The organism is Pelagibius marinus (genome assembly GCF_014925385.1).
Taxonomy (GTDB): domain Bacteria; phylum Pseudomonadota; class Alphaproteobacteria; order Kiloniellales; family Kiloniellaceae; genus Pelagibius; species Pelagibius marinus.
In genome coordinates, this window is the sequence record NZ_JACSDK010000017.1 from 177,005 (window position 1) to 192,052 (window position 15,048).

Sequence of the window (15,048 nt, forward strand, 5' to 3'; positions counted from 1 at the left end):
ATCCGCTTCTTGCGCCTCGCTGGCCCCGCGGGTTCAGAAGGGTTGCTCAGCCGTGGCGGCGAGGCCGAGAAAGGCCGCGTTCGGCCGGGTGATCAGCCAGGTGGGGATGTCCTGCAGATAACCGCGGAAGCGGCCCTTGTCCTCGAAACGTGCGCGAAAGCCGGAGGCGGCCAGGAAATCCGGAAAGCGCGGCAGGATGCCGCCGGCCAGGTAGACGCCGCCGCGCGCGCCATAGCTGAGCGCGAGGTTGCCGGCGAAGGTGCCGAGCAGCAGGCAGAAGAGGTCCAGCGCCTGACGGCAGAGCGGATCGCCGCCCTCTAAGCCGCGGTGGGTTACCGTCGCCGGGTCCAAGACCTCCGCCACGTCGCCCTGCAGGCGCGTCAGGGCGCTGTGGATGTTGGAGAGGCCGGGGCCGGAGAGCACGCGCTCGGCGGAGACGTGGCCGAAGTCTTCCCTGAGCAGGGCGAAGAGGTCGGCTTCCAGGCGATCGGTCGCGGCCATGGTGACGTGGCCGCCCTCGCTGATCAGGGGACGTGGGGCGGGCTCGGCCGGGAGCAGCGCGGCGACGCCCAGTCCGGAGCCGGGACCGAGGACCGCCAGCGGGGCGGGTGGCCCACTGTCGGGAGCAGCCTCGAGGCCCCCGATCGCCAGCCGGTCGCCGTCGCCGAGGCGGGCCAGGCTGAGCGCCAGGGCCGCATAGTCGTTGAGCAGTCGCACCTGGCTGAAGCCGAAGCGCCGGCGGAGTTCGCCTTCCGTCGTGTCCCAGCCGGCATTGGTCATGACCGCGCGGGCCTCGTCGACCGGGCCGGCGAAGGCGAGGACCGCCGTCTGCGGCACCTGCGCGCTGCCCAGGCGTTCCAGCGCGGCGGCGACGGCGCCGTAGGAGGTAGCGTGATCGGCGACGGGGAAGGTGAGGACCTCGCCGAGTTTGCCTTCCCTCAAGAGAGCAAAACGCGCGTTGGTGGCGCCGATATCGGCCAAGAGGGCCGTTGCCTGGCCAACGCCGGGATTCATCGGGTGCGGCCCGACTTCTGCAGCGTCTGGAGAAAGTTCTCCCGCCAGGCGGTGACGTCGTTCTCGGCGATGGATTTGTACATGGAACGCCAGCGCTCCTGCCGGGCGCCCAGCGGCATGGTGAGGGCCTCCTGCATGCGCTCGGCCACGCCCTCCACGTCGTAGGGGTTGACGATGAGGGCGCCGTCCAGTTCCCGCGCCGCGCCGGCGAAGCGGGACAGCACCAAGACACCGGGATCCTTCTCGCTCTGCGCGGCCACGAACTCCTTGGCGACCAGGTTCATACCGTCGCGCAGCGGCGTCACCAGGCCGACGCGGCTGACCCGGAAGAAGCCGGAAAGCACGCGGCGGCTGAAGCTCTTGTTCAGGTAACGTATCGGCATCCAGTCGTATTCGGCGAAGGTCCCGTTCACATGACCGGCGGTGGCTTCGAGTTCGCGCTTCATGTCGATGTAGTCGGCCACGTCGGAACGCGACGGCGGATTGATCTGCAGGAAGACCACCTTGCCGCGGTTGTCCGGATAGGCAGCCAGCAGGTGCTCGAAGGCTTCGACGCGCTTGATCAGTCCCTTGGAGTAGTCGAGACGGTCGACACCGATCATCAGATCGCGCTTGCCGAGGCTTTCGAGGAGGCGGTGGACCTGTTTGCTGTCTTCGCTCTCCACCGCCATCTGGGCGAACATCTCGGTATCGATGCCGATGGGAAAGGCCTGAGCCTTCAGCGCTCGGCCGAAAACCTTGATGGTACCGTCATCGCCAATTTCTCCGCCGGCCTCGCGCCGGATGTAGTCCTGGAAGCAGTGCAGGTGGTCGACGGTCTGGAAGCCGAGCAGGTCATAGGCGCAGAGCGCCTTGACGATCTCGCGGTGCTGGGGCAGAGCCAGCAGGACCTCAAGGGAGGGCCAGGGAATGTGCAGGAAGAAGCCCATTTTCTGTTTGCAGCCGGCGCTGCGCAGAATCTCCGCCAGCAGCAGAAAATGGTAGTCATGGACCCAGACAACATCCGTGTCTTCCAGCATCGGCTGTAGCCGGTGCGCGAAGAGCGTGTTGACGCGCTGATAGCCGGCCCAGGTGCGTTGGGCAAACTCCGCGAGGTCGAGGCGATAGTGGAAGAGGGGCCAGAGCGTCGAATTGGCGAAACCGACGTAGTATTCGTCGTAGTCGCGCTGGGTCATGTCGATCGTCGCGTAGGTGATCTTGCCGGCCTGGGTCAAGGTGGGCTGGCCGTAGTCCCTCTCCAGGACCTTGCCGCTCCAACCGAACCAGATGCCGCCGCGCGCGCGCAGCGCGGCGCGGACCGCAACCGCCAGACCGCCTTCTGCGCCCGGCCGGGACTGCTTGACCGCGGCGACGCGATTTGAGACGACGACCAGACGGCTCAATAAGCTTCCTCCCAGGTTTTTGACAGGCGCATGGCGGAGTTTATCAGGCCAACCATGGAATAGGTCTGTGGAAAGTTGCCCCAGAGTTCCTGTGTGTCGGTCGCCATGTCTTCCGACAACAGGCCCAGGGGGTTGCGGGCGGCCAGCATGGTCTCGAAGAGCTCGCGTGCCTCATCGGTACGACCGACCGCCGCCAGGGCATCGATGTACCAGAAGGTGCAGACGTTGAAGGCGACCTCCGGCGCTCCGAAGTCGTCGGCCGCCACATAGCGATGCAGGAAGCGATCATGCTTCAGCTGCTTTTCGACCTGCGCCAGGGTGCCGAGAAAGCGCGGATCGTCCGCCGGCAGAAAGCCGATCTCCTGCAGGCAGAGAAGGCTGGCGTCCATATCCTCGCCGTCGAAGGTCGAGACCAGGGAGTTGAGGCGGCTGTTCCAGGCGCGCTCCAGGATGCCGTCGCGGATGGTCTTTGCACCCTTGGCCCAGAAGTCGTGGCGTTCGGTCATTTCCAGGCGCGCCGCGATCCGGGCCAAGCGGTCGCAGGCGGCCCAGCACATGACCGCCGAGTAGGTGTGGACCTGCTGGCGGGTCCGCAGTTCCCACAATCCGGCATCGGGCTTGTCCCAGAGGTGCAGCGCCTTGTGGCCCAGGCTCTCCAGCTTTTCGAAGAAGCTGACGTCGCCCGGATGGTCCAAGCGGCAGTCGAAGAAGCTGTGAGTGGTGGCGAGGATGACGCTGCCGTAGCCGTCGTTCTGGATCTGTGTGTAGGCTCCGTTGCCGATGCGCACCGGTCCCATACCGCGATAGCCGGAGAGCGACTCGCAGACAGCCTCGTCGAGGCGCACCTCCTGCGAAATGCCGAAGACCGGCTGCAGATGCCCGTCATCGGCGTTGGCGCCGACGTTGGAGGAGACGATGTTGGAAATGTAGCTGAGGTAGCCTTCCATGGTCTTGGTCGCGCCGAGGCGGTTGAGGGCGTGAACCACGAAGTAGGTATCGCGCAGCCAGCAGTAGCGGTAGTCCCAATTGCGGCCGGAATTCGGTGATTCCGGGATCGAAGTGGTCATCGCGGCGATGATGGCGCCGGTTTCCTCGAAGCTGCAGAGTTTCAAGGTGATGGAGGCGCGGATGACCGCTTCCTGCCACTCGAAAGGCAGGGCCAGATAGCGCGTCCACTCCCGCCAGTACTCGTCGGTGTTGCGGAAGAACTCCTGGCTGGTCTTGTCGATCGGCGCGGTCAGGCTCTCATCCGGTCCGAGGATCAATGTGATGGGCCGCTCGAGAATGAAGGGAACTTCATCGTTTATGTAAGTAATGGGGGCGTCGGTCGTCAGGCGCAGCGTCAGGTTTGGCATGACATAGCGCAAGTGGTTGCTGCCCCGGGTTTTCTCGGGGTCGCCCTTGCCGTAGTCGTAGGTCGGCCGGACCTTGATGCAGATGCGCGGACTGCCGGAAAGGGCGCGGAGGTGGCGCACGATGGTCGGCGGTCGAAAAATGCGGCCGTGGTGTTTGAAGCGCGGCGCGAAGTCCGTCACTTCGACGACGCCGTCGCCTGAATCGTAGAGCCGCGTCACGACCACGGCGGAATTGCGACGGTAGTACTGCTCGGAGCGGGTGAAACCCAGGAGCTCGATGTCGTAGATCCCACGGCCACCGGAGTTCTCGCCATTGAGCAGGCCGGAGAAGACCGGGTCGCTGTCGAGCCGCGGCATGCAGGACCAGACGATCCTGGCCTTGGAGTCGATGAGCGCGCCGAAGGTGCAGTTGCCGATGATGGCCAAGTCTAGTGAACTCAAGGCGTTTCTCCCTCCAGTCCGGTCGCGACCCAGGGCCGCAGCCAGGCGACAACCGCATCCTCGTCCGGCAGGCTGTAGGCTGCGGCACTGTTCTCATCAAAGCCGACACGGATTGAAAGGCCGCCCATCCGGTTGACGCTTTGAAAGCCGTCCTCGTCGGTTACATCGTCGCCGATGAAGACCGGGACGCGTCCGGCGAAAGGCGGTTCCTCCAAGAACGCTTCGATCGCGGTCCCCTTGTTGGCGCCTCCCGGCTTTACCTCGACCACCATCTTGCCGCGCTTCAGTTCGAGGGGAGAGGGGCTGGCCTCGACCAGTTTGCCGATAAAAGCTTTCAGCTCCGACTCAAGGGCGGGCGCGTTGCGGTAGTGCAAGGCGAGGGACTGCTGCTTGTCTTCGAGGAGAAGGCCTTCGCGCGCTTCGACGAACTTCGTTAGCGGCCCGCGCAGCGGGTCCAGCATCTCAGCGCCGGCAACCCGGTGGATCACGCCGTCGGCGTTGCGCCGCTCCAGGCCGTGGACGCCGGCGCTGGGCAGCTTCAGCGGCGCGAACAAGCCGTCGAGGTCGCTGATCGTGCGTCCGCTGATGAGGGCGACAGCGCCGTTCAGCCTGTCCTTGAGCCGCTCCAGGAGAGAGAGCAGTTGCGCGGGGACATGAACGGCGTCGGGATGATCGGCGATGGAAAGCAGCGTCCCGTCCACATCGAGGAAGAGGGCATGCGTTCGCGAAGAAGCGGGCAGTTCGGGCGCTTCCCCTTGCATGTTGCCGTGTTCGCCATTTCCTGAAGCTTCTTCGCGGTCGGCGCCCGATAAAAGCGAGCGGGCGGCGGGAAGTGGTTTGGACTGAGAAACCGCGTTGGACTTCAATGGTGCTTGTGCCTAGCTCTCGTCTTCAAGGCAGCGGCAGTGAGGTGATCTCGTTTGCTGCCCTAATTGAAGTAACTGCCGAGCCTATCGAAGGCAAGGTATTCATTACATTTCATTCGCTTCGCACGCAAACGGACGCAGGCGCCGCGCGGGTGTTTTCATTCGATCTCTTCCTTTGTGAGCAGGTCTTGGGGCCGGTCTCTGCCGGTCAGTTCGGCAAACACCGAGAGCAGGAAGCGAGTCTCGAAAATGGCGTCGCGCGCAGCGGCATTCTGCCGTGGTGCTTCCCGACATTGAGCCCCGTGAGAGGAGGGACGCTCCGCTGGTTGTTCCGATGTCGGCATGTCAGTTCTCTCCGCACGTCATCAGCTCAGATCTTAGGTGTATTTTACGATATTCGCAATTATCTGCAATCAGAAAACGCCATCACTAGAAAATATTCGACCGATGAGTTAGCGCCGCTGGCGCCGTCAAATCGCGAGAGGACCAGCGGATTTATGAAATCCGCAATCAGCGAAGGCGCCGCTACCCGCGGGGCCGCAGCTTTACCCAGGTCACCGGCGCGACCCATTCGACAGGCACGTTCTGCTCAATGGGAGTTGCCGAGTTGACGGAGACCAGGGTCACCTCGCCTACTGCGTTGCCGGGTTCGACGATCTTCACGAGCTGGCGGCCGTCCTTGGTCTGCACCACGCATTCACGCCCGTAGCACTTCGCCAGGTCCAGCCCGTCGTCGCGGGAATACCCCAAGTGTTCGCCGTCGCGGAAGCGCGGAGACATGGAATTGCCCCGCACCACAACGCAGACGCCACCGCCTTCCCCCTGCGGGGCATCGATCTTGTAAAGACCGGAACCCTTTTCGTGATCGTCGACCGAGTAGACGGTCTCACCGGCGCCGACGTAGCCAACCACCAGGCTGGACGCCTTGGCGTCGCGATTGACGAAGGCGCCAAGCTTGGAGACTACGTCTTCCAGCGACGTTTCCAGGTACTCCGCCATCTCCACCGCTTCCTCGATTTTGATGCTACGGCTTTGGTTGAGGATCTCGGTGATGCGCGAGGGGTCGAGCCCCATGTGCGTGGCCAGACCGCGTTGGGTCTTGCCAAGCTGGCGCAGACGATCTTGGAACCAGCGCTTTTCCATGAGTCTAAGATTGCGAAATTTGCCATTTGATGTCTATTGCGAAATATGCAATTTATGTATTTGAAGGTTGAGCCGCAAGGCGCAATTTCTAACACGCCGGGCCGAGGCCCAAGGAATGGATCAGAGAGGAGAGCAATGCGGCCTAGAACGCCAGTCTCACACCAGCGGCGCACCACCACCGCCGCTGTGAAACAGCAGGCCCTGGACCTTCTGGCCGAGGCCCTGCCTCAAGGTTGGATAAGCCAGCCCCTGGCGCCGGGGGGCGCCCAGGGAAAGCCGGCCGCACCGCGGACGCGTCTTTCCGCCGCGTCGCGCTGTCCCGCTGCCGATATCCTGGTGATCTCTCCGCGTGGGCGCTGCCATTTTCTTTTCGTGCGGGCGCCGGCCGACCGCTGGTGGGACGGCGGCCCCAAAAGCGTGCCCGCCGAGGAGATCGGGGAGCGCGAGGCGGAGATGGCGCGCCAACTGCGTGCGGCCGGCCACCGGGCGCGGGCCATCTGGGGAGAGCGGGACCTGCTGCGTGCGCTGAGGTCCTGGGGCTGTCCCCTGGCTCCTGATGCCGGTGTCGGGCGCGTGGACCTTTCGGCCGGGCCGCCGCAGCGCGCGAAGCCGCGCCGGCGGCGTCCGGTCCTGCATCTGTTCAGCGGTGGAGGACGGCTGGATGGGTGATGCGGGGACGAGCGCGTACGGGCAAGAGAAGCTGCGTCTCGAGGCGGCCGTGACGGAAGGTTTGCGCCTGGCGCGTGAGGCCGGACATGCGGAACCGAGTTTGCGTGACGCAGTCTGGGAACTGCTGTTGGAGGCCGCAGACACCTTGCGGCGCCTGCCCAACCGCGAGCAGGGCTGGTTGACCGCGGCGGCGCGCGCCCACTGGCCCGACTACGTGCGGAACACCGCCGAGGAGTTCGCCGGCGCGGTCGGCAGCGCGGGGCGGCAGACAGCGCCGGTTTTGCGGCCGACGCCGGCCCGGGCCGAGGCCATCGACCGCATGGATACGGTGCTGCTGTGGCTGCCGCTGGCCGGCGGCGCCAATGCGCGGCGCGACGTTTCCATCCTCTTCGAACTGGCCTGCGGGCTCAGGGTGCAGGTCCTGCGTCAGCGCTTCGGCTGTGGTCGTCGGACGGTCTATGACGTGCGCGACCGAGGGGTGGCGCGGATCTGCGGCTGGCTGCGCAGCCAGAGCGAGCTCTGCCGCAAGCTGGAGTAGGCGGCCCTAGTTCGCCTGCAGCTGCTTGGGCACGTAGCGGCCGTCTTCGATGCCCTCGAAAAACTCTTCGATCTGCGGATGCCCCACCGCCACTCCGCTCTCGTCGACCACCAGGTTCTGCTCGGAGACATAAGCGACGTAGGCGGTTTCCTCGTTCTCGGCCAGCAGGTGATAGAACGGCTGGTCCTTGTCGGGGCGGATCGCTTCCGGGATCGCTTCCCACCATTCCTCGGTGTTGGAAAACGTCGGGTCGACGTCGAAGATCACGCCGCGAAACGGAAAGAAGCGGTGGCGGACGATCTCGCCGATCTGGAACTTCGCCGTGCGCATGGTCGAGCCGTCTTGCCTCTCAAGTTTTACGACAACTTACTGCTAATTATTCATATGCGCGCCCGGCGCGCGGAAACAAGCCCCATGGTTGCCCGGTTGCAGTGATCGCGCGTGAAACAATCGCTTCGGAATTACCGCAAAGATAGCGTTTATCACGCCTAGGTGGTAACCGAGAAAGGCTTGTTAAGTCATTGATAAATAACAGATTCAGTTTTTGTCTTAAATCCCGCCAATTGCAACTGAACCGTTTGGCCGTCCGCTCGCGATTAACTGGGCCGCTAGACCCATCGCACTTAAGTGTTTGTTAAACCGAAGAGCGTCGAATCCCCCCATAACGGGGGATCAGGATCCGACTGTGCCGACCGCGCGGGCGGGCCTCCGATGAGAGGAATGCGATGTTTGAGCTTGCAATGGTTGTACAGGTAGGTCTGACCTGCCTGACACGTGTCGCGTGCAGTTTGCGCGCCTGCACGTCGTCAGTCTGGGCCTGCCTGCGCCCGACCTTCGGCCCGCTGCTGCGCGACGAGCGCGGCAATGCGCTGCTCGAGTTCGCGTTCGTGGCGCCGCCCTTCCTGCTGCTGCTGGTCGGCACGCTCGAGGTCTCGGTGATGTTCTTCACCAGCGCCGTCATCGAGGGCGCGACCAAGGAGGCCGCGCGTCAGATCCGCACCGGCAATATCCAGGCCACGGCCGACCCGCTGGCCGCTTTCCAGGCTGAGCTCTGTGATTCCCTCTTCGGCGTCATCGACTGCACCAAGGTGGCTTTCAACGTGCAGACCTTTTCGAGTTTCTCGGCAGTCTCGATGCCGATCGAGCTGGACGAGGACGGCGAGATCGTGAACACGGGCTTCTCCCCGGGCGGCAGCAGTGCCGTCACCGTGGTGCGCGCCATGTACCGCTGGCAGTTCATGACCCCCCTGATCGACAAGGTGATGCCCGCCGGACTGGGCGGCCACTTGCTGATCTCGACGGTCGCCTTTCAGAACGAACCTTACAATGTCAACATCGGCGGCGGAGGCGGTGGTTGATGCGCGCCTTCCAAAGATTCCTGCGCGATGACGACGGCACGGCATTGCTGGAGTTCGGGTTCCTGCTGCCGGTCATGCTGCTGCTGTTCATCGGCGTGGTCGAGGCGACCAACGTTCTGCGCCTGGATCGCAAGGTCGTGGCTTCGGCGCAGACGGCGGCGGACCTGCTGACTCAGCGAACCAAAGTGTCCAATGCCCAGCTGGACGACATCCTGACCGCCTCCGAAATGATTTTCGAACCTTTCCCGGCCGCCAGCCACAGCGTCGGGATCGCGGCGGTCAACTTCGATCCGGACACGGGCAGTCCGACCTTGGATTGGACCAAGAGCAAGAACGGCGGCAGCGTCCCCAACGCCCTGGCCCTGGCCGCCGGCCTCGGCGATCCCGGAGACGGTGTCGTCGTGGTTCGCGTGACCTACGACTACACCCCCATTTTCTTCGACTTCGTGATGGGCCCGACCACGATCGAGGAGACAGCCGTGTTGCGCCCCCGGCGCAGCTCTGTCGTGGAAGGCCCGGGAAGTTGATGCAACGGCCCAGATTTGGGATGGAGAAACTGGCGATGCGTACACTAGCAAGACTTGCCCGTGCGGCCATCGGCTACCTTGGAGAAGCGGGGCGACGGCCGCTGAAACGGGCCCGGCAAGACGGGGCGCGGCTGTTGGCCGACGCCCGCGGCCATGTGACCGTGATCGTCGGATTCTGCGCTATCGCAATCTTCGGCGGCGTGGGAATCGCCGTTGATACCTCGATCGCTTACAACGTGAAATCGCAGCTGGCCGCGGCGGTGGATGCCGCCGCCCTGGCGGGCGCCCGCGCCTTTGCCAGCCCCAACCGCAATACCGACATCCAGAACTTCTTCGACGCCAACTTCCAAGAAGGCTACATGGGCTCGGTTCTACAGCCCCTGCAGATCGTCCCGAACGATGAGAGCCGGACCATCACGGTGACGGCGCGGGCGACCATCCCGACCTTCTTCATGAGCGTACTGGGGACGGACTCGACCGACGTCGCCGCAACCGCGGAGGCGACGCTGTCGTCGCGCGACGTGGAGGTTGCCCTGGTGCTCGACGTCACCGGCTCGATGGGTGGCTCGAAGATCGCCGATCTCAAGGTCGCCGCGAAGGAACTGATCGATATCGTCGTCCAGGACCTGCAGGACCCCTTCTATTCGAAGGTGGCGATCGTGCCCTATTCCGTGGCGGTCAACGTCGGCAGCTACGCCGACCAGATACGCGGCACGCTCACCAGCGGCACCTGCACCTCCCCGGGATGTACCGAGTTTGAATTTGATCGAGCCTCCTCGGGTACGGACACGTTTATTGCCTCGACCTGCGTCACCGAACGGCCGGGCCCAAACATTGCGACCGACGCACCGCCGAACCTGGCGCCGCTGGGCAGGCATTACGATGACGGGGCGACGGCTCTCTACGGCTGCGTCGATGCGCCTATCGTGCCGTTGTCGAGCAACAAGACCGCTTTGAAGGCCGCCGTCGACGCCTTGTCGGCGGACGGCTATACCGCCGGACACATCGGTGTCGCCTGGGGCTGGTACATGGTTTCACCGAACTTCGGCTATCTCTGGCCAGCCGAAAGCCAGCCGAGGGACTATGGCGAGATCCACCTGGGCCAGGAAGTGCTGAAGGTGGTGATCGTCATGACCGACGGTCAGTTCAACACCTTTTACAGCAACGGTATCATCGCGAAGAACGCCGGCCCCGGCAATGGCAACTTCAAAATCAACCAAAATGCGACGCACGGTAACAGCTTCGATCAGGGCGAAGACCTCTGCGACAACATGAAGGCGGAGGGCGTCATCGTCTATACGGTGGGCTTCGCAATTTCGTCCGGCAGTTCAGCCGCGAATTTCGTGAACTACTGCGCCAGCCAACCGGACTACGCCTACCTGCCGTCCAGCGGCACCGAGCTGAAGCAGGCCTTCAAGGACATCGCGGTGCAGGTCTCGAACCTGCGCATCTCCATGTAGCGGCGTCTGATTTAGCGAAAACCGGAAACCAGCTTTGCCCTGACGGCCTGCGGCGATAAAAAATTGCGATCAACGCAATTTTTTTGTTGCACAGTCCTGCTAAGGGCGTATCGCTTCTTCTCTAAGTCATTGGAAGATAACCGGCTTTTGCCGGAGCAGGGAAGCGCCTGTGTCAGCTCTGTGCCAGAAGGTGCCTTCTAGCGCCAATCAAGCCCAGCCTGCTGGGCCGGGCAGACCTCAAGGCGCCCATCAGCACCCTGTGTCAGTCGCGCGCCCAGGGCCGTCCAGCCAGCCTGCACGGCCTTGGCCTGGCCGGAAGGGATCGCCCCCAGCCGGGTGCCCAGCGGCAGGCTGGTGACCACCTGGTCCAGATCCACCGGCACATCGGCGATGTAGTAGCGCTCAACCACCGCCGGGTTGCGCCACATCCCCGCCAAGGCAATCGCCTTGGCATCCAGCCCCAGATCCTGGCGCAGCGTGTTGGCAAAATTGTGCCTCAGCCAGTGTGGCGTGGCCTGCGCCATCACCAGCGCCCGCTCGTGATAGCCCAGCGCCCGCATCGCCCTGACACAACGCCGCCTGGCCGCTGCGAAAGCATGGCGGATGTGGCCGCCGCAGCCATCCAAGGCCGGGTAGGGGCGGCCGTGGGCGTTCAGGAACATCTCCGGATAACGATCCCCCCGCCGGTGTTGGCTGAGCCACTGCCTTAGTTTTTCCACCGCGTAAGGGTGCAATGGGCGCAGATAGCAGTGACCGTTCTTGGTCTTGGGGAAGAAGACCCGCCCATAGTCGCCGCAGAAAGTGAAATGCGCCCGCTGCAGGTGCACCACCTGGCCGACCCGGGCGCCGGTGGCATAGAGCACCGCCAGGAGCGGTTTCAGATGCTCGGCCGCGCAGTCGATCAAGAGCTCCACCTCGCCCGGGTAGAAACGCTTCATGGCGGCGTTGAGGGTGTTCTGGCGCACCCGGACCCGCGGCCAGTAGGGCACGGCATAGAGATAACCCGCCTTGGCCGCATAGGCCAAAAGGGCGCCAAGGAGCCCCTCCAGGCGCTTGCGGGTTGCCGGCTGGACGTTCTTGCAGCGCCTGGTGAAATAGGCCTCCAGCTCATGACGGTCGAGATCGGCGATCGGCACCCGGCCAAAGGCCGCGATGAACTCGCGAACCATCCGCACGCTGCCACGGTCCGGATCGCGCACCCGCAAGAACTCCCCGGCCACGTCTTCAAAGGAGGCATCCGGCAGTCGCTTGTAGACAAAACGCTGCAAAAGCTCCGACTCGCGCTTGATGCGCAGGGTCTCTGCCGCCGCCGCCGCGCCCGGCTGGTCGGCATCCAATCCCGTGCTCTCACGAATGCGCTGCGACTTGGCACCAATACGCACCGTGCCGCAAAGATAGAGCTTCGTGGATCCCTTTCGCTGCACAACACGCAATCCCCCTTGGCGCGGAACCTCCCGGCCCGCGCAACCTCTTTCTTCTGTCATAAGAAGATCCCCATGGATGGAAGTCGCCGCCCGGCCAGGGCCGGGTGGGCCCGCCGAGGGGCAGGGCGGGGATATCAGGCCAGAAAGCGAGAAGCCGCGCAAAGCTCGAAAGCAAAGAAGTGGCGCCTTAATCAGAGCAGCATAGTTCCTATCTATGCCAAGATGATCGGGAGAACTCCTATCGGGATTGGGTCTCCGACTCGGCCGATGCATTTCGTAGCGCAGCTATCAAAATCAGGATGCCATCGGACAGGCTATAGCTATCCTTTGTGTTCAGACGCTCTAACTGAGCCAGATTTTTAGGTGATCGGTCACCATTTCTGCACCTGCCGACGAATCCATGAGATCAATCGGGCGTCGCCATCCGAGCCATATGTTCGGCTTCGTGAGCCAATTCTGGGCGCCTTCCATTCCTCCGTAGGCTCGTTCTACCCGGGCTACGACAACTGCAAGGCGCCACAATTGATCACTTGAATAGCTGCTGAGGAGTTCGTTTTGACGATTGCTGGAGGGACAGCCAACGGCTACCGGTGGTCCGAGAATCTGACTCAGCGCTGGATCTCCAGCTATGACAGGGCAGTTATTGATGAAATGTTCCAACGCTGTCGCCGGAAACCCCCGCGCGACCTGTTCGTAAAGCGCAAGAGGGTCCTCAAGAATGCTGCTGTCGATGACTTGTGGGCCACCCAGAAGCTCGATAGCCCGTGTCAGGTCGGCCTCATTTGGGATTGCAATCGATTGGGCGCCTTTTGGAGCCACGGTAGCCTCACCTGAGTTCGCGTTGGTCGCACTATTGTAGGTTGGGAAGCAGAATACTGGAAAGCAAGCGGAGACGATAGTTCTCCAAGGAATAGCGAGGACATTTTCATGGGTCCTGCTCCGCACGACAACACCGGGCGCATGCGAGGATACCGACGCTGATCAACGGAATCGAATCCGGCCGTGGGTCAGGCGCTCGGTGTGTTGTCTGGTTTCCTGCTGCAATTGAGTAAGAGGTGAACGTGATAATCGAGTTGCGGAAAATCCATGATGGAATGGATCAAAGTGAGGAAGGCGCGCCTCGGCGGCGGAGCGAGCTTTTCCAGGGAAGTCCTTGGCCAGCATTATTGCGCTCGATATATTTGCCACAGCAACCATAGATTACAGAATGACGGGGGAAAGAGGATGCGCGGTTTAGCTGCAGTGGTTTGTTTGGCTTTCCTGCTGAGTGCTTGTGCTGTGGGCAACAGCCATCGCTACGATCTGGGTAATGCTGAGTTTGAGCTGGACTCAGAAAAGTCAGTGGCGGTCTCGGTGGTTGATTTGCGCCCCTATGTTGTGGACGGCGATAAGGAGCCAAAGTTTACCGGCCTGTTTCGCGGAGGATTTGGAAATCCCTTCGATGTAACGACGAATAGTGGCCGTCCATTGGCTGAAGACCTTACCAACTCCATCGTTGCTGCTCTGAAGCGGGATGGCATTGATGCGAAGGCTGTGCAAGTCAAGGCGCAGACGAACGAGGCTGGCGCGCGCAGTCTTATCCTTGCGTCGCAGGCTGATCGTTGTTCAGTTCTCTATGTTCGCGAGTGGAAGTCGGATACCTATTTCAATACCGGTCTCGACTACAATCTGATGCTCGAGGTGCTCTCGAGTGATGGCAGTGTGATCGCCAGTCAGGTTGTTAAAGGTCATGACAATCTGGGGCCGGCGGGAGTCCCGGCAGATGCGAGAGTTGCGGTGGAAGAAGCGGTAAAGGCCAAACTTGAGGCCCTCTTTAATGCGGCGGAGATTCAGGCGGCCTTCGACTAAATGAGTCGCGGCGGCTTGTCCGTGAGGGACTTTAATGATTGGGAACCCGAAGAGGTAAATCTGAAGGCAGGATACCACCAAGCGTGCGCGCGAGGCCTTCCGACAATGGGACTTTTGGACTACAGCACAACAGCATTTCGGCCATCGCCGGATCACCAACTGAGTTTAGGATATCAGCGCGTCGTCGTGCCTCCCATTGCCACTCAATCGGACGTGGGAAGAGCGCGGAAAGCAACTCGGCAAGCTCAAGAAGGCTTGTTGCCTTGCCGGTGGAACCATTCACGATCGCATGCGTTGGGTCCCGTAAGAGTGTCTCCATAGCGCAGATCAAAAGTGCGGCCGCATCGTCAAGGTAAAGATAGTCTCTACATTGCTTGCCGCTCCCATGCATGACGAGCTGTTGGCCGGCTGCAAGTTGTCGGCAAAAGGAGGCAATTACACCGGGGGGTGGCGTTCCCTGCGGTGGCCAGGGTCCGTAAACATTGAACAAGCGGATGCCGATGGATGGCACATTGATTTCATCGAAGGCTCTTTTTGCTTCCTGCTCTGCTGCCAGTTTCGTCGCGCCGTAGGTTCCCAGCGGTCGCTTGCGATGGTCCTCCGAAATCAGATGGCATTGGCCGTTGCCGTAAACCGCCGCGGAAGAGGCAAATACGACTGGTAGGGGGCGTGGATGACGGGCACCGGCTAATGCGAGAATATTGCGCGTGCCGGCAACATTTACTCGATGCGTGTCATCTGGGTTGGCCTCCGCCGCCTCGACTGAAGAGATGGCGGCCAAGTGGAATATTCCGTCCAGCGCGCCAGCAGAAGCGATCGACAGGTTGGGCATGCTCACTGAGGCTGGAATCAGACTGACTCCTGCAGGTAGCCGTAGAGCGCTACCGGTGGACAGATCATCGAGTACAACGACCTCGTGTCCTGCCGATACCAGAATCCGGACGAGGCGCGATCCGATGAAGCCACACCCACCGGTCACCAGGAGTCGCATGGTCTGTCACCTCTCATCGTGGCCCTGGCGCC

16 protein-coding genes are annotated in these 15,048 nt (G+C 62.5%); 6 read left to right on the top strand and 10 right to left on the bottom strand.

Going from position 1 to position 15,048, the window contains the following annotated elements:
- Positions 1-33 precede the first annotated feature (33 nt).
- The 6 genes from glk to H7X47_RS21935 form a co-directional block, all read right to left on the bottom strand.
- On the bottom strand, positions 34-1,014 hold the full coding sequence (glk, locus tag H7X47_RS21910) for a glucokinase (protein WP_193370894.1): 981 nt from the start codon (positions 1,012-1,014) through the stop codon (positions 34-36).
- Positions 1,011-2,396, bottom strand: a complete 1,386-nt coding sequence (gene otsA, locus H7X47_RS21915; RefSeq protein ID WP_193370895.1) for an alpha,alpha-trehalose-phosphate synthase (UDP-forming) — start codon at positions 2,394-2,396, stop codon at positions 1,011-1,013. Before otsA ends, glk begins: the two co-directional genes overlap by 4 nt.
- Positions 2,393-4,192, bottom strand: coding sequence for a glycoside hydrolase family 15 protein (locus H7X47_RS21920; protein ID WP_193370896.1), 1,800 nt, complete (start codon positions 4,190-4,192; stop codon positions 2,393-2,395). Before H7X47_RS21920 ends, otsA begins: the two co-directional genes overlap by 4 nt.
- Positions 4,189-5,058, bottom strand: coding sequence for a trehalose-phosphatase (gene otsB / locus H7X47_RS21925; RefSeq protein ID WP_227010686.1), 870 nt, complete (start codon positions 5,056-5,058; stop codon positions 4,189-4,191). Before otsB ends, H7X47_RS21920 begins: the two co-directional genes overlap by 4 nt.
- 158 nt (positions 5,059-5,216) lie before the next feature.
- The gene (locus H7X47_RS21930) at positions 5,217-5,402 is read right to left on the bottom strand and encodes a hypothetical protein (protein WP_193370897.1); all 186 of its coding nucleotides are present in this window, start codon (positions 5,400-5,402) and stop codon (positions 5,217-5,219) included.
- Positions 5,403-5,583: 181 nt separating this feature from the next.
- Positions 5,584-6,201 carry a helix-turn-helix domain-containing protein gene (locus H7X47_RS21935; RefSeq protein WP_193370898.1) on the bottom strand — a complete coding sequence of 206 codons (618 nt, stop codon included), beginning with the start codon at positions 6,199-6,201 and terminating at the stop codon, positions 5,584-5,586.
- A 336-nt stretch (positions 6,202-6,537) separates the two neighbouring features.
- Here H7X47_RS21935 and H7X47_RS21940 point away from each other — a divergent pair, with 336 nt between their 5' ends.
- Together H7X47_RS21940 and H7X47_RS21945 are read left to right on the top strand one after the other, a co-directional pair.
- Complete coding sequence (locus H7X47_RS21940) at positions 6,538-6,870, top strand: hypothetical protein (protein ID WP_193370899.1); 333 nt, start codon at positions 6,538-6,540, stop codon at positions 6,868-6,870.
- Between the two features lie 100 nt (positions 6,871-6,970).
- A complete protein-coding gene (locus H7X47_RS21945; protein ID WP_193370900.1) occupies positions 6,971-7,408 on the top strand; it encodes a DUF6362 family protein in 438 nt (145 codons plus the stop codon).
- Between the two features lie 6 nt (positions 7,409-7,414).
- On the opposite strand, the gene hspQ is transcribed toward H7X47_RS21945, so the two are convergent.
- Entirely contained in the window at positions 7,415-7,738 is a 324-nt protein-coding gene (gene hspQ / locus H7X47_RS21950; RefSeq protein WP_193370901.1) for a heat shock protein HspQ, read from the bottom strand.
- Between the two features lie 395 nt (positions 7,739-8,133).
- Between hspQ and H7X47_RS21955 the strand changes: the two genes are divergently transcribed.
- The 3 genes from H7X47_RS21955 to H7X47_RS21965 are packed head-to-tail and all read left to right on the top strand — an operon-like array spanning position 8,134 to position 10,753.
- Positions 8,134-8,766, top strand: a complete 633-nt coding sequence (locus tag H7X47_RS21955) for a TadE/TadG family type IV pilus assembly protein (RefSeq protein ID WP_193370902.1) — start codon at positions 8,134-8,136, stop codon at positions 8,764-8,766.
- A complete protein-coding gene (locus H7X47_RS21960; RefSeq protein ID WP_193370903.1) occupies positions 8,766-9,293 on the top strand; it encodes a TadE/TadG family type IV pilus assembly protein in 528 nt (175 codons plus the stop codon). Before H7X47_RS21955 ends, H7X47_RS21960 begins: the two co-directional genes overlap by 1 nt.
- A 35-nt stretch (positions 9,294-9,328) precedes the next feature.
- Positions 9,329-10,753: a pilus assembly protein TadG-related protein gene (locus H7X47_RS21965; protein WP_193370904.1), complete on the top strand. Its 1,425-nt coding sequence runs from the start codon at positions 9,329-9,331 to the stop codon at positions 10,751-10,753.
- 197 nt (positions 10,754-10,950) lie between these two features.
- Here H7X47_RS21965 and H7X47_RS21970 read toward each other — a convergent pair whose 3' ends face one another.
- Both H7X47_RS21970 and H7X47_RS21975 read right to left on the bottom strand, forming a co-directional pair.
- Positions 10,951-12,237 carry a tyrosine-type recombinase/integrase gene (locus tag H7X47_RS21970; protein ID WP_193370905.1) on the bottom strand — a complete coding sequence of 429 codons (1,287 nt, stop codon included), beginning with the start codon at positions 12,235-12,237 and terminating at the stop codon, positions 10,951-10,953.
- A gap of 282 nt (positions 12,238-12,519) precedes the next feature.
- Complete coding sequence (locus H7X47_RS21975) at positions 12,520-12,996, bottom strand: antitoxin Xre/MbcA/ParS toxin-binding domain-containing protein (RefSeq protein WP_193370906.1); 477 nt, start codon at positions 12,994-12,996, stop codon at positions 12,520-12,522.
- A gap of 267 nt (positions 12,997-13,263) precedes the next feature.
- Here H7X47_RS21975 and H7X47_RS21980 point away from each other — a divergent pair, with 267 nt between their 5' ends.
- Positions 13,264-14,025: a hypothetical protein gene (locus H7X47_RS21980; RefSeq protein ID WP_193370907.1), complete on the top strand. Its 762-nt coding sequence runs from the start codon at positions 13,264-13,266 to the stop codon at positions 14,023-14,025.
- Positions 14,026-14,056: 31 nt separating this feature from the next.
- Here H7X47_RS21980 and H7X47_RS21985 read toward each other — a convergent pair whose 3' ends face one another.
- Entirely contained in the window at positions 14,057-15,016 is a 960-nt protein-coding gene (locus H7X47_RS21985; protein WP_193370908.1) for an NAD-dependent epimerase/dehydratase family protein, read from the bottom strand.
- Between the last annotated feature and the right edge of the window lie 32 nt (positions 15,017-15,048).

Excerpts from the sequence above, each read along its gene's own strand:
- H7X47_RS21985 (WP_193370908.1), bottom strand. The coding sequence starts at position 15,016 with ATGCGACTCCTGGTGACCGGTGGGTGTGGCTTCATCGGATCGCGCCTC.
- H7X47_RS21930 (WP_193370897.1), bottom strand. The coding sequence starts at position 5,402 with ATGCCGACATCGGAACAACCAGCGGAGCGTCCCTCCTCTCACGGGGCT.
- H7X47_RS21960 (WP_193370903.1), top strand. The coding sequence starts at position 8,766 with ATGCGCGCCTTCCAAAGATTCCTGCGCGATGACGACGGCACGGCATTG.
- H7X47_RS21965 (WP_193370904.1), top strand. The coding sequence starts at position 9,329 with ATGCGTACACTAGCAAGACTTGCCCGTGCGGCCATCGGCTACCTTGGA.
- H7X47_RS21970 (WP_193370905.1), bottom strand. The coding sequence starts at position 12,237 with ATGACAGAAGAAAGAGGTTGCGCGGGCCGGGAGGTTCCGCGCCAAGGG.
- glk (WP_193370894.1), bottom strand. The coding sequence starts at position 1,014 with ATGAATCCCGGCGTTGGCCAGGCAACGGCCCTCTTGGCCGATATCGGC.
- H7X47_RS21980 (WP_193370907.1), top strand. The coding sequence starts at position 13,264 with ATGATGGAATGGATCAAAGTGAGGAAGGCGCGCCTCGGCGGCGGAGCG.
- hspQ (WP_193370901.1), bottom strand. The coding sequence starts at position 7,738 with ATGCGCACGGCGAAGTTCCAGATCGGCGAGATCGTCCGCCACCGCTTC.
- H7X47_RS21935 (WP_193370898.1), bottom strand. The coding sequence starts at position 6,201 with ATGGAAAAGCGCTGGTTCCAAGATCGTCTGCGCCAGCTTGGCAAGACC.
- H7X47_RS21955 (WP_193370902.1), top strand. The coding sequence starts at position 8,134 with ATGTTTGAGCTTGCAATGGTTGTACAGGTAGGTCTGACCTGCCTGACA.